The 12843-nt window shown below is 43.8% G+C and carries 14 protein-coding genes; 4 read left to right on the top strand and 10 right to left on the bottom strand.

The features are described from left to right. Positions 1 to 66: 66 nt before the first annotated feature. From MKX41_RS30215 to MKX41_RS30180, 8 genes are all read right to left on the bottom strand, one after another. Positions 67 to 417 carry a type II toxin-antitoxin system PemK/MazF family toxin gene (locus tag MKX41_RS30215; RefSeq protein WP_042124727.1) on the bottom strand — a complete coding sequence of 117 codons (351 nt, stop codon included), beginning with the start codon at positions 415 to 417 and terminating at the stop codon, positions 67 to 69. A gap of 3 nt (positions 418 to 420) precedes the next feature. Then, the gene (locus MKX41_RS30210; protein ID WP_025698676.1) at positions 421 to 702 is read right to left on the bottom strand and encodes a CopG family ribbon-helix-helix protein; all 282 of its coding nucleotides are present in this window, start codon (positions 700 to 702) and stop codon (positions 421 to 423) included. Positions 703 to 916: 214 nt separating this feature from the next. Further along, positions 917 to 2098 carry an alanine racemase gene (gene alr, locus MKX41_RS30205; RefSeq protein WP_339269216.1) on the bottom strand — a complete coding sequence of 394 codons (1182 nt, stop codon included), beginning with the start codon at positions 2096 to 2098 and terminating at the stop codon, positions 917 to 919. A 216-nt stretch (positions 2099 to 2314) separates the two neighbouring features. Next, positions 2315 to 3400 (bottom strand): LolA family protein, encoded by a 1086-nt coding sequence (locus tag MKX41_RS30200; RefSeq protein WP_094872533.1) that lies wholly within the window; start codon positions 3398 to 3400, stop codon positions 2315 to 2317. Positions 3401 to 3634: 234 nt separating this feature from the next. Further along, positions 3635 to 3808 carry an aspartyl-phosphate phosphatase Spo0E family protein gene (locus MKX41_RS30195; protein ID WP_076284026.1) on the bottom strand — a complete coding sequence of 58 codons (174 nt, stop codon included), beginning with the start codon at positions 3806 to 3808 and terminating at the stop codon, positions 3635 to 3637. A gap of 122 nt (positions 3809 to 3930) precedes the next feature. Then, positions 3931 to 5331, bottom strand: coding sequence for a helix-turn-helix transcriptional regulator (locus tag MKX41_RS30190; protein ID WP_340974447.1), 1401 nt, complete (start codon positions 5329 to 5331; stop codon positions 3931 to 3933). Positions 5332 to 5587: 256 nt separating this feature from the next. Beyond that, positions 5588 to 6346, bottom strand: a complete 759-nt coding sequence (locus MKX41_RS30185) for a DUF3600 domain-containing protein (protein WP_340974445.1) — start codon at positions 6344 to 6346, stop codon at positions 5588 to 5590. Continuing rightward, a complete protein-coding gene (locus tag MKX41_RS30180) occupies positions 6333 to 6920 on the bottom strand; it encodes a sigma-70 family RNA polymerase sigma factor (RefSeq protein ID WP_340974444.1) in 588 nt (195 codons plus the stop codon). The genes MKX41_RS30185 and MKX41_RS30180 overlap by 14 nt, the downstream gene beginning before the upstream one ends. A 329-nt stretch (positions 6921 to 7249) precedes the next feature. Here MKX41_RS30180 and MKX41_RS30175 point away from each other — a divergent pair, with 329 nt between their 5' ends. The 4 genes from MKX41_RS30175 (at position 7250) to MKX41_RS30160 (ending at position 10469) form a co-directional block, all read left to right on the top strand. Next, positions 7250 to 7669 (top strand): MarR family winged helix-turn-helix transcriptional regulator, encoded by a 420-nt coding sequence (locus tag MKX41_RS30175; protein ID WP_076284020.1) that lies wholly within the window; start codon positions 7250 to 7252, stop codon positions 7667 to 7669. Positions 7670 to 7805: 136 nt separating this feature from the next. Beyond that, complete coding sequence (locus MKX41_RS30170; protein WP_076284019.1) at positions 7806 to 8453, top strand: hypothetical protein; 648 nt, start codon at positions 7806 to 7808, stop codon at positions 8451 to 8453. A 103-nt stretch (positions 8454 to 8556) separates the two neighbouring features. Next, complete coding sequence (locus MKX41_RS30165) at positions 8557 to 9690, top strand: copper amine oxidase N-terminal domain-containing protein (protein ID WP_340974442.1); 1134 nt, start codon at positions 8557 to 8559, stop codon at positions 9688 to 9690. Then, positions 9687 to 10469, top strand: a complete 783-nt coding sequence (locus MKX41_RS30160) for a TatD family hydrolase (protein WP_340974440.1) — start codon at positions 9687 to 9689, stop codon at positions 10467 to 10469. The genes MKX41_RS30165 and MKX41_RS30160 overlap by 4 nt, the downstream gene beginning before the upstream one ends. Positions 10470 to 10546: 77 nt before the next feature. On the opposite strand, the gene MKX41_RS30155 is transcribed toward MKX41_RS30160, so the two are convergent. Next, on the bottom strand, positions 10547 to 11113 hold the full coding sequence (locus tag MKX41_RS30155; RefSeq protein ID WP_340974438.1) for a histidine phosphatase family protein: 567 nt from the start codon (positions 11111 to 11113) through the stop codon (positions 10547 to 10549). A gap of 402 nt (positions 11114 to 11515) precedes the next feature. Then, entirely contained in the window at positions 11516 to 12814 is a 1299-nt protein-coding gene (locus MKX41_RS30150) for an MFS transporter (protein WP_340974436.1), read from the bottom strand. Positions 12815 to 12843 lie beyond the last annotated feature (29 nt).

Below are 12843 nucleotides of genomic sequence, written 5' to 3'. Positions count from 1 at the left end.
ACATCAAAAGACGCCCGGATTCGTGCCCGAGCGCCTATCTCATGGATTATCTATAACCCTGGGTGATTAAAAATCAATCAGTCCGAGGCTGATTTGCAGCGAATCATCCACCTTCTTCATAGTCTCATCATCAAGGTGGGTGATCTTGTCAGTTAAGCGTTGTTTGTCAATCGTCCTAACCTGCTCCAGCAGTATAACAGAGTCTCTGTCAAAGCCATGAGCTGCTGCGTCAATTTCCACATGCGTAGGTAATTTAGCCTTCTGGATTTGGGCCGTGATTGCGGCCACAATTACCGTCGGGCTAAAGCGATTGCCAATATCATTCTGGATTACCAGTACTGGCCTTACTCCGCCTTGCTCAGAACCTACAACCGGCGAAAGATCAGCAAAAAAAACATCGCCACGTTTAACGATCAATGTCTACACCCCGCTTACTAAGCGGCCAAGAGTGCTGTCTGCATCTTCCTCCGCGAGGAACGCCTCGCATGCCATGGTCAAGTTGATCTTAGCCATTTCCATGTAGCCGCGCTGCATGGACTCCCGGATAGAACGTTTCCTCCGTTCGCTCAAATACAGCTTCATGGCCTGCCTAATCAATTCACTCCGGTTGGAATTCTCCAATTGAACAATTCCGTCCACTTCCTGCAAGAGATGATCGGGCAAGCTGATCATGATTCTTTTGGTGTTCTGCAAATTGGCCACCTTCTCTTCCACCCCCACAAACCTTCTGCCCTTGTGTTCCAGTGTTGCAATATACAAGGAATTTTATACAAGGAATATATGCCGCCAGTATATCAAGTATGCTGCATCCCATTATAAACTAGAAATGGCGGTTCGTATAGGCTTTTAGTCATATCTCCTAAAACGATACAATTCCTTCTATTTTCTCCCTTGAATAACATCACTGTCAAGAACTTTAAGATTGTAACAGAGCATTTACTAATTTAGGAAGTGTGCCTTCACGGATATAAACGCGCGGCACCCGATGAGCCAGCATGCAAATTACCTCGTAGTGAATCGTTCCAAGATGGAGAGCCAACTCGTCTGCCGTGACCATCACGTCAGCTTGACGGCCGATGAGTACAACTTCTTCGCCTGCTTTAATTTGTTCCGCTTCTTCAGCGAAAGATTTGAGTGATACCATACACTGATCCATGCAGATTGTTCCGACGACAGGAACGCGGCGTCCACGTATTAACACCTCCGCTTTGCCAGTTAGCATGCGGGAATATCCATCTGCGTACCCCACAGGTAACGTTGCGATAATCTCCTCGCTGTCTGTGAAGTACCGAGTGCCGTAGCTGACGCCCCAATGAGAAGGCAGGCTCTTCACATATACAACCTGCGTCTTCAGCGTCATTACCGGATGTAGTTCTACCAGCTGACGGTTTACCTCAGTTGAGGGATAAAATCCGTACAAGCTGATGCCTACCCGCACCATGTTGCTGGATAAATAAGGTGAATCAATGGCCGTAGCGCTATTGCCCGTATGTATGATCGGGATCTGAATGTTCTGCTCCCGCAGCGTTTCCGCCACGCTCATGAACCGTCGATGCTGTTCCAGTGTATAGCTTTTGTCTAGTTCGTCTGCCTTGGCAAAATGGGTAAACATACCCTCCAGCTCCGCCTGCGCAACAGACTGCACTTCAGAGATAAATGCGGGTGCGTCATCTGGTAAAAGACCCAGTCGCCCCATCCCGCTATCAATCTTGATATGCACCTTCAGCCGATGTTCCGGATCTATAGGAAGCTGTCTAACAGCCTCTAATACTTCCGGTGTGAACAGTGTTACAGTTACATGGTTCTCCCAGGCAACGGCTATTCCTTCTGGAGAAGTGTAGCCAAGCACCAGTATAGGAATCAGTATTCCCGCCTGACGCAGCTCCAATGCTTCATCCAAAAAAGCCACACTAACATAATCTGCTCCGAGTCTTTCCAGTTCCCGTGTCACTTCCACTGCTCCATGGCCGTACGCATTTCCTTTGACGCATCCCATAAACTTTGTCTCTGCCGGCAAGTAGCGGCGAAAGGCTTCGTAATTGGCACGCAATTCATCCAGATTAATTTCGGCTACTGTCGGTCGATAGCTTGCTTGCACTTCAAAGTCACCTTCTTACGTTGTAGTAAAACGTCATAGCTGTAATGATCATTGTCTTAGTACTCATGGTAATGCTACGGAAGGTGGCTGTCAATGTGAGCTCAGTTATCTTTTCGCTTCAGTTCAAAGCGGCTGGAGCGCTGGCAAATATAGAAAGGCGGATACTACGTTGTAGAGGAAAGAATCCCACAAAACGCAGTATCCGCCTACTTTATATTATTTACCCGATTGTGCCTCCATAGAAGCGGCAATTTGCATCATTTCGTTAACAGGAAGATTAGCACTTGTAATTCGATATTCTATACCCTCAGACATCCAAGTCAAAGTCTGCTGCTCATCACCACTCAGAAGTCCTGCGGTAAAACCAAGATCTATCAGCGTTCCAGGAGCCAATGCTACTGCACGGTCCAATGGACGGGCTTCCATAATGGTGTATTGATAAACCCCATCATACCGGATGAGAACAGCATGATCCTTGTTCCCCTCCATTTTATGGGAGTCCTTCAACTCGACACCTGCCGGAACGTACCCCGGTTCGATAATACCAAAGTCACCCAGCTCAGCAGCGACAGGTTGCCCCTCTTGCTCCTGACCCTCAGGAACTACAACCGGATTTCCATTTTCGTCAACCTGAGCTACTGTACTTTCTGAAGCAGCACCTGTAGTCATATTCTTTTGCATATCAAAGGAATCCTTAGTGAAATCTGTATCGAATTTAAAGGTGTCAAACTTCACGTCTACAACTACCTTGGCTTCAGAATCAGAGACTTGAACCTGTTTAGGCTCATAAGTCTTTTTATCCAGCCAAATCTTCTGCCGCACAAGGGCATTGCTTTGATAATTCGCAGCTACCTCAAACACATAGTTATCTCCATCTTCCACAAATTGACGATTGTTATCTGAGACGATGCCCCGAACTAGTGTCTGATACAAATAAACCTGACCTTGATTGTCCGGCCAATCACTCTGGAAGCGGAAGCTCTTATTCATACTTGGTGTAAGTACGAACACTCCCTCATCATTACGAAGCACGATCTGCGTAATATCCTTCTGTACATTCGCCAAGCTGATCCGGTAATAAGAAGGGTTCTTGTACCATACCTCTACCTTATACTCCTGCGGCTGCTCGCCGGTGAATAGGGTCATAATGCCTGAAGCTTGGTACGTTCCCTGCTTACTCTCCAACTTGTCGGCCACATTGTTCAAATCCTTGACCACGGAAGCGGCATCCTTCTTCCCGCACCCCGTCATCACCAGGGCCACGCTCATAATGATCGCGAGTACCCATATTGTCCGGCGCATGACATCATCCCCTTAACCTGTTTTGAATGCATTGATTAGTACATGTCTATGAGGGACTTGGCCGCAATATGCAGACGGGCATGACAAGCTGGGAGTTAGATTTATTTTTTAGGAACATACAAACAAAAAAAGCCCACGCATAGCGCTGGCTTTATGTTTTATACAGAAATGTAATAACATTATGTAGGTCTTATCTTTTGAATAGAGAGAAAATTATACGATCAGTTTCTTGTTTCAACTCTCATTATCACTATGTATTGCTTTATTGTACTGATTGATTAATTCATCCAACCTCATCGACTGTCTGATCACATTTGGATGTAACAATCCACCGTATTCCCTTTCCATTAAATAAAGTTTGGCTCTAGCACCCTCTATTCTCTTTTGGATAATTTCTGGATTATTCATTACACTACCTCCTCAAATTAATATACTAGAGGTATATGTCAAATTCTATATTTTACAAATAAGTGCAGTACTATAAAGAAATGATTCTAATAAATACTAGAAGGAAGGTAATAATTACGTTACTATGCACTGCTAACAACAAAGCCATTTTTCTTTTCGTTGATTCGCTGCACCTTACTAATTAGGTTTCGGTATTCTTTTTGCGTTTCTAAAGATACCGTATGACGAAGCTCTTCGAACATTCCAACACATTTTATAATACATGATTCGCTATTGATTTTTACTGAATATTCTAAACTTTCCATTATATACTTTATACTAATCTCATATTTATTTCTTCTTATATAATAAAACGCTATCTCAGCCATCAAGTTGGTATATCTATCTTCGAAGATTTGTTGATTATAGGATCTAATCTCTAGCTGATGACGGTCTTTACAATCTGATATTTTTCCCTCAAACTGCAGAAGAATATCATCCACGTTAAATTGGTAATAATTAGCTGCTTGAAGGATTTTGAACAGACCTGAGAGGATCTCTTCCTCTCTTTGTTCAAGATATGCCACATATTCCGGCAGCACCGTTATATCCCCTTTTAAAATTCGCAGCAAGTTAATATTAGCCCGTGCCCACTCCATACATTGATTCATAAGCTGCAAAGCTTCTTCCGTGTCTTCCCGAATCCAGTTCATATCCATATACATGTTAACATAATGTAAAGCCCTATCATAATCTCCTAGCTCTCTATAAACTACTGAACGTAACATATAAGAGTATTGAATATATGAGAATAGTGGTATTTCAGGTTCCTTTTGAAGCCTGCTTTTTCTGGCACGGTCGTATTTAGCATGATATTGAATTGTTGCTTTATTCCCCATTTCCTTAGCCATTGCCATTACCTTGTCCCAATGTCGTAAAGCACTATATGTATTCGCCAAATCTTTCAGCGCATCAAGCTGGTCCACCTCATCAAGCCGGTTAACAAATCCTTCAAATTGCACAGCTGCTCGCAAATTAGCATCCCGATCTTCACCCAAAGCAATCGTGAATAGCCTGTATTGGCAAAGGGCCAGCCGCTCTGAATGTTGATACTTCTCACTCTCAGCCACACTCTCATATAACATCGCTGCTGCTTTGTGCTTCCCTAGCGTAAAAAAATCTTCTGCAGTATCAAATAACGAAGGCGTATAAGATAAGCTATCCATCATGATCCCAACTACCCGTGCAATACATTCCAGCTTATCCAGCTCTGCACAGCGATATAGAAATGGCCGAAGACGTCTCCAATTTGGATTGGAGTGAACAAAACACTCATCCACATACAAATCATAGTAGCAGCCTTCTTCTAATCCCATACCTTCAGTAATCCGATCTAATTGTTGCATGGCTATTGGGCGATTCCCATTGATGATATTACTTATCGTGCCTGAATTTACCTTAGACACCTCTGCGAACTGATTGATCGTTATCCCCTGCTTCTTGAGATAGTCTGCCAGTTCTGCACGAATGGTCATCTGCTTCATGATCAAAGCCACCTTCCGCCAACATAATTCATAGATAAGCAAATAGCATTTTAATAAATATATGTCTAATTATTCCAGTGGTCAAATACTTTTTTTCTATTCCTTTTCATTATGCAATTATTCGGTGATCAATGTATAGACTTTAGATTAGTAAAAGATAAAAACCACCAGAATACAAGGTGTAATAGACCTTTTCTGATGGTTTTTCTTATGATATTGCTATCAATAGTTATTCAATACATGCATTTAAATTCAACTAAGAGCTAGGTTTAATCATCATATCCAGCTTTTTAATATAAGGGTCTATCGTTTCAATTAACTTCTCTTGGTTTTGAATCTCTTCTTTCGAAAGCCGATCCATATGAACACTACCATCTTCATCAAATACCTTAGCATCATAGCTTTGTAAATCTATGATTAATCGTTCGATCTCCTCAAACTCTTTTTTAGTAAGCCTCTGTTCAGCTTTTTCAAGCAAGCCATTCCAGAAAGCATCACGATCTACGGATTGCACTGATTTCTTTGATGTTTTCGCTTCATTTATTTGTTCGAAATATGGTTCAAGCTTAGCCTGTAACTCTTTATATGCCTTCTGGTCCTTCGCACCTAACTGTTCTAGGTGAAAGACGCCTTCAGCATCGGCCATTTGCAGATTATATGATCCCAATTCCTCTAGTAAGGACATCAGCTTTGTGAATTCCTCTTCGTCAAAGCTTTGCTTCGCGTTTTGCAGTTTGGCCTCAAGCCTGTCATATTGTTGCTGGGTTACTCCTATCGTAGCAGCAGTTGCTGGGGATCCATACATGTTGTCTGCCAAATAATGATACCCGGCATAAGCTCCAGTAGGAATTAATAGTGCAGCCGACATAATACTTGCCACGAGCCATTTTTTCATACGTCTTCCCCCTTGTTTGGCTACGGCCCTATTTAATATTTGCTCCTTCAGTTCCGGTGGGGCACTTATATTTCTCGCCTCTTCCTGCAGAACTGTCCGTAACTCTTCATTGAAATTCATGCAGGTCCTCCACCTTTCCCTTAAAAAGAGTATGTTTGTCTGGCTTCTGACGAAGCTTCTGCAGTGCAGCGTGAATACGGGATTTCACGGTTCCGACCGGAATACCCAGTATCGCAGCACTTTCTTCCTGTGAATATTCGTTTAAATAATGCAGAATAATCACCTGCTTCAGCTTAAATGGAAGACAATCTACACTTGCTAGCAGGCGGCGGTTAGATAACCTGTCCACAACATCACTCGTGAAATCATGCTCCAGCATTAGATCTGTTTGTTCTACTTTTTTCACCATTCGGAGATGCGTCCATCTCTTTCTTCGATAGGCATGAATTTGCCGCATGACCACTCCCATCAGCCAAGGCTTAAAGGGGCGGTTTACGTCAAATTGTTCAAGAGAACGGTGCACCTGAATGTAAATCTCCTGAACGATATCATCCACATCGGAGGTTTCGCGAACGAGGAAATGAACGGTCTGATACACATCCCGGATCGTTGCTTCATATAGCTCACCATACGCTTCACGACTGCCGGCTAGCGTAAGCGCAATAAGCTGAGAATATTCATTTGGATGTTTCATCCCTCTCAATCCCTCCTTCGGTCTTACACTATATATTGGTAAATCAAAGAGATATCGTTCGATTTATTTTAACGAATTTAACCCAGCCTTTTGAGCTGCATCAGGTTCAAGTGGTTTGACCGCCGTTATGGACCAAGCACCACGCGCTCTGGCATCACTCAAACTCTCCTTTCCCGCAAAATTTACTTAGCTAAATAAATTCGCCTGTTAATACGCAATAATTCCAATTCTATTACAAGATACTAAAAAGAAAGAGAGAACCCCCTAACTTGACAAGCTTATTATAGCTTCTATATATTTTAGGAACTAAAGTAAATTGGAGCGTGGCTATGAGCACAGAGCAAGATAAACAATATGCTATCCATAAGGTTATGGAATCTATGGCAAATGTGCAGCAGAAATCCCAGTTCTTCATTGATATGATCACCAAGCAGGAGACCCTGACTCACAATCAGATCCTACTGCTGTTCCAGCTCAGGCTTATAGGTAGCTTGAACATTACTGACATCTCCGAACGATTCATTATTACACCAGGAGCCGCTTCCTCGATGTGCGATAAGTTGGAAGATGCCGGTCTTATCGAACGTGTGCGGACGAAGGAGGATCGCAGAGTCGTCAACATTGTCCTTACAGAACAAGGGCATCAGCGGATTCTCCATATCTTTGAAGCCTTTCCTACCTCGGATTTGGATAAAATTTCAGGAACCTTAGAACAAATAAATGTGCTAATGGATAAAATGATGAACTAAAAGCTTTTGGGTTATATTGCTGCCTGTCAGGAAACTGACGGCAGTTTTTTTATGTCCAAAATACTATATTGACTATATATTATAATAATTATATATTTTAATCATTAAAATATATTTCGAAAGGCGGCCCCTGTAAATGTCCAATGCTAATGATCTTTTTGAACGCCAGGAAATGATCGGTCCACCTCTGAAAGTAAGAGGTTCACTGACCCTCAAAGAAGATGTTCGTGCGGATACCATCGATGTTGTCGGCCATTTAAGTGCACAGAAGAATGTCACTACCGCTAAGTTAAAAGTATCTGGTGATTGTTCGATTGGAGGTCATTGTAGAGCCGAGCAGGTTATCAATCTGGGAGGTCTCCGTGTTCAACACATCCAGGCAGACAGACTGCAATCGTCTGGATACTTTTCTGCAGCACAAGATGCTGCACTCGAAACCTTCTATGCCGAAGGTGCTGTGAAGATCCATAGGTTAACTGCTGAATCATCCATTGAGCTACGTTTAGGAAACAGAAGCACAATCGATGTCATAAAATCTAGCGGTACCATTACTGTTAAGCCATCTTTGAAGCTAATGAATGCGCTAATCCCCTACTTCCGGAAGCTCACCTGCAAAACGATTGAAGGGACTAGCATCATGTTATATCGAACGACAGCAGATCTCGTCTGCGGTGAAGATATTGTCATCGGACCGGGTTGTTCTATTGGGGAGATCCGCTATAGCAAAAGTCTAACGGTAGACCCTAAATCACAAGTTACTCGGACCGTATTTTTAAATAAATAGCAAACGTAACAACCTTGTCTCTGCTTTGTTTACAGAAAGTGACCTACTACGCGCTGATTTAATCTATACTTAAGAGGATTGGACTTAATCCTCGGAGGTAATTATGAATAAAATCATCGTAATCGGAGCTATCACGCTCTTTTTAGCCGGATGCGGAGCATCGGCATCTATAGATATGGATACAACAATGGCAATTAACCAAACACAAACTACTGAAGCACCACTGAAGCTAATCGTTGATGGAGAAACCGTTCTTCCTTCTCTCCCACCTTTTTTCTCAGGTGATAAGGTCTATGTACCTGCAAAAGTACTCATGGAGTACTACTCATCTGAACAACAATGGGATAATGCTACGAAAACCTTAACCATCTCTAATGGAAGCAGTAAATATGTTTTGAAGCCAGGTAATGAGTATATGCAAGGTGACGGTTATCAAAATGAGCTGGGGGGACCTGCAATTCTACGAAATGGTATTATATATATTCCGGCAGACTCTCTAAACTCTCTCTCTGGTGCCACTGCGCAGCTGAATGCCTCGCAAAATGAAGTTTCCATTACATCAGGGGATGTTAGTACTACCGTAAGAACACCCAGTGAACCTCTCGCGATTGCTACAGAAAATAACCAAGTTAAGCTGTATACTGCCCTCAAAAATGGCGGTACCTACGAAGGATTTGTTGTAGAGGTGAACGGTAACAAGCATACGTTTAATTGGGAAGCACCAAGATTGTTAGGTTACACTCCTGAGATTCATTATGCCGATATAGATCAGGATGGGCAGGAAGAAGTTGTTGTCATACTGTGGCTAGGAACAGGTACGGGCTTGTCTATGCAGGAGCTTCACGTCATAAAGCCTGACCAGTGGAAAGAAATGAATATACCATCCGCGGATAAAGCTGTCTCAGCATTTGTTACCTCAAAAATCTCCAATGAAAAAGGCGATGCCCTAATTCAAATTCAGGTAAAAGGTTCAACTCCATCTATGGTTACTATGCGATATCCGGATCGTGGCGAGGATGGCAATCTTGGCGAAAAAGCCGGGATTGGTGCTGTGACTTACTACATGGTGGAAGAAGGCAAGCTGAAAGCTGAGACCAATGTTTATATCGGATTTCTGGAGAGTATTGGCACATTAACCTTTTCCTACAGATCAGGAAATGATGGAATGGAACCTGAGTCCATTCGTTTTGAGCCTCATGAGGAGTATGCCTCTTATGTGGTGGGTAAGCAGCTATGATTGATGCCCATGTACATTTAGAGCAATATGAGCCTGAGATTTCGGAACAAATGTTGAGTGAGATTGCTAACTTGGGGATCGAAGCCCTGATTGCTGTCTCCATGAATTTAGACTCTTGCGTTCGCACTCAAAAGCTTGCCGCTACCTATCCCGGAGTGGTACGTCCAGCTTATGGTTTTCATCCAGAGCAACCCATACCGCAGAAAGCTGAGTTATCCTCTTTGCTGGAATGGATTGAGCGTCAAGCCCGGGAGGATTTCATCGCTGTAGGTGAAATTGGACTGCCTTATTATTCGCGTGCTGAAGCGCTGGAGCGCGGCGAAGCTTTTGATATGGAGCCTTACATTCAGCTTCTTGACCAGTTGCTTGAGCTTGCCGCCCGTATAGATAAACCAGTGGTCCTGCACGCTGTCTATGAGGATTCGCTGATTGCCTGTGATCTACTAGAAAAGCATGATATAAAGCATGCCCACTTCCACTGGTTCAAGGGACCCGATGAAGCCATTGCCCGTATGATTAAGAATGGATACTATATCTCTTTCACCCCTGACATCCTTTATGAGACGGAGATCCAAGAGCTTGCCCGCCGCTATCCCCCAGAGCTTGTCATGGCGGAGACCGATGGTCCTTGGCCATTTGAAGGACCTTTTGCGGGTAGAGTCACGCATCCATCTATGATTCGAGATGTTGCTGCCGCTTGGGGAGCGCTACATGGCTACACTTCCAGCCAAGCAGAAGAGATACTGACTGCGAATACTAAGCGATTTTATAGCTTGTAAATAAACAAAAAGGATGGTTCCTAGCGAATGCCAGGCCATCCTTTTGAATAATCACAGCTTTATCCCAATTTGGGAGTTCACAACCTCTCCACACCCATTAACGTTCCTCCTGCAAACTCCATTTTATAAATATCCGGCTTTGTAGTTTGTAGTAGAAAATCCAGGTCATATTTGGAGTCAAAATAATTCATCATAAGCGTCATGACTGCACCGTGAGTGCCAATCGCAACCTTTTGCCCACTGTGTTGTTTCAGTATATCTTGCAGCACGCTAACTGATCGCTTCTGACACGCATAAATGGACTCTCCACCAACCGGAACAAAATTTGGATCAGCAAACATTGTTTCCAGTAATGGATATAGCTCCTGGTCAGGCATGATCATATCTCCATCCGAAAAATGGATTTCCCGAAGATCTTCAACACTTTGAATCTCTGCCCCTAACTCCTGCGCCAAGCCAGAAACCGTATGTATAGCCCGAAGATATGGACTTGAATAAAAGACTTCAATTCCTTCGAGACGTAATTTCTCCGTTATCTTACGGGCATCCGCCTCCCCCTTCGCTGTTAATCCACGTGTTCTCTCAGTTCCTCCGGGCAGCTTGGGTGACTCTCCATGCCTTACCATATAAATAAAAGTTGTCATTCTTTCCCCTCCTCTACCTTTACATTTCTCGTGTTCTATCCGAACTCCTTCATAAAAAAAGCCCTTACGGGCAAGAATCGATCCTAGCGAGCTAGGAAATCTCTTAATTGCACTCTATACAACTATTAAGCGTAAAAAGAGGTCTGCTGAGCAAATAAGTGTAGTTTCTGCAACTAAAAACCATCATTTCTACCCCAAAAGAGAAAAAATCAAATTATAGCTGCACTAAATACAACTAAAGTTCGCCTTGAACGGTGGAACAGCATTTAATTGCAGATCCTGCAACTAAATGCTAGGTAAGCCCGCTAGGTAGTCTGTGCTACTCAAGCTTTCTAGTCTGGCTAGTTTGCCTGACCTTCACTCCACACCTTCGCAAGCTTATTTCTGAATAAATCTGCAGCCTCAAGTTTCCATCACTTTAACCTTACCCGGTTGCTCCGTTGAGCTATCACTTTTCTCTTTCTGCACAGGCCACAGCACGCGGCCAAATACTATCCCAAGCACACCTATCAAAGCGATTACGATACCAAAGTTTAAAAAGATTCGACTAGGCCCAGCAGCCTGAACCAGTATTCCACCGAGGAGTGGAGCGCCAATCATAACTCCGCTAAGAATGGTACTTTGAATACCGAACACACGCCCTGTCATGTGCGGGGGGGTTTCTTTTTGTAAACAATAATTGAAGGTAATCATAAACATTCCGTTTCCGAGACCCAGTACGAATCCTAGCAGCAGTACAGGAAGGCTAGTGACGCCTGGCTGAAGCAGGCCAAGCCCTCCGACCGATACACCAATAAGTGCATAACCCGTACCTAGCTTCCAGCCGTAGCCTGTTCCCCGGTTCATTTTGTTCATGACCATGATCATCAATATTGCACCCACACCAGTTGCCGCGACAAGCCAGCCCAGCATAGATTCCTCAGCAGGTGCGATAATTCTGAATAGACTTGTAAACTGAAAATCGATCATCTGAATAGCTAACGCACCAACTAAACCGAATAGCATGCTGTTTAGCAGCAGTCTGCTGCGCAGCATAAAGCTCCAGCCTTCCTTCCACATCGTGCGGAGAGAAACATGCTCCTCTGGACCCCCCTTGCTCTCTGAGCTGACTTGTCCTGCTTCACTATTTTTAACAGTAAGTAGGAGCAAGTAAGAACAGCCTCTGAGACAAGCATTGATCAAAATACACCACTGTGGCGTCAGCACAGACAATGCAAAACCACCCAGCAAAGGCCCAGCGATCTTGGAACCCTGATTTACGATTCCATTAAGTGAAGTGGCTTGAAGCAGCTGATCCTCTCTAACCATACTGCGGGTCATCGACTGCTGGGCAGGCACATTTAACGTCGAGATAGCAGCACGCAACATCAGTAACGGGAGTAGCCACACCATACTGGGAGCGAAAAGAACTAGTACTGTTAACAATGCCGTTAGTAGATCACACATCCGCATTAGCTTTAGCTTATTTAGTCGGTCAGCCGCTACCCCCGCCACGGAGCCGAGCAGAATCCCAGGTAAAGCTATGGAGACTGGAATCAAAGCCAGCATTAACGGACTAGCCTGCCAGCGGTACCCTACGAGTACTTGAATCGCCAGTGCATCGAACCAATCCCCAAAAGTGGCTGTCGCATATGCGCTGTACACACGCATATACACTTTGTTTTTTAGCAGACTCGTTCCTGCTTGTGATGAAGCATTCATCGGACATTCCTCCAAGTTACGATTAAGAA

Source organism: Paenibacillus sp. FSL R5-0475 (assembly GCF_038004585.1).
Lineage (GTDB): Bacteria > Bacillota > Bacilli > Paenibacillales > Paenibacillaceae > Paenibacillus_AQ.
Note: the sequence above shows the minus strand (reverse complement) of the source record. Positions and strands in the feature narration are given on the sequence as shown.

Excerpts from the sequence above, each read along its gene's own strand:
- MKX41_RS30160 (WP_340974440.1), top strand. The coding sequence starts at position 9,687 with ATGATTGATGCCCATGTACATTTAGAGCAATATGAGCCTGAGATTTCG.
- MKX41_RS30180 (WP_340974444.1), bottom strand. The coding sequence starts at position 6,920 with ATGAAACATCCAAATGAATATTCTCAGCTTATTGCGCTTACGCTAGCC.
- MKX41_RS30190 (WP_340974447.1), bottom strand. The coding sequence starts at position 5,331 with ATGAAGCAGATGACCATTCGTGCAGAACTGGCAGACTATCTCAAGAAG.
- MKX41_RS30175 (WP_076284020.1), top strand. The coding sequence starts at position 7,250 with ATGAGCACAGAGCAAGATAAACAATATGCTATCCATAAGGTTATGGAA.
- MKX41_RS30170 (WP_076284019.1), top strand. The coding sequence starts at position 7,806 with ATGTCCAATGCTAATGATCTTTTTGAACGCCAGGAAATGATCGGTCCA.
- MKX41_RS30165 (WP_340974442.1), top strand. The coding sequence starts at position 8,557 with ATGAATAAAATCATCGTAATCGGAGCTATCACGCTCTTTTTAGCCGGA.
- MKX41_RS30195 (WP_076284026.1), bottom strand. The coding sequence starts at position 3,808 with ATGAATAATCCAGAAATTATCCAAAAGAGAATAGAGGGTGCTAGAGCC.
- MKX41_RS30150 (WP_340974436.1), bottom strand. The coding sequence starts at position 12,814 with ATGAATGCTTCATCACAAGCAGGAACGAGTCTGCTAAAAAACAAAGTG.
- MKX41_RS30155 (WP_340974438.1), bottom strand. The coding sequence starts at position 11,113 with ATGACAACTTTTATTTATATGGTAAGGCATGGAGAGTCACCCAAGCTG.
- MKX41_RS30200 (WP_094872533.1), bottom strand. The coding sequence starts at position 3,400 with ATGCGCCGGACAATATGGGTACTCGCGATCATTATGAGCGTGGCCCTG.
- MKX41_RS30185 (WP_340974445.1), bottom strand. The coding sequence starts at position 6,346 with ATGAATTTCAATGAAGAGTTACGGACAGTTCTGCAGGAAGAGGCGAGA.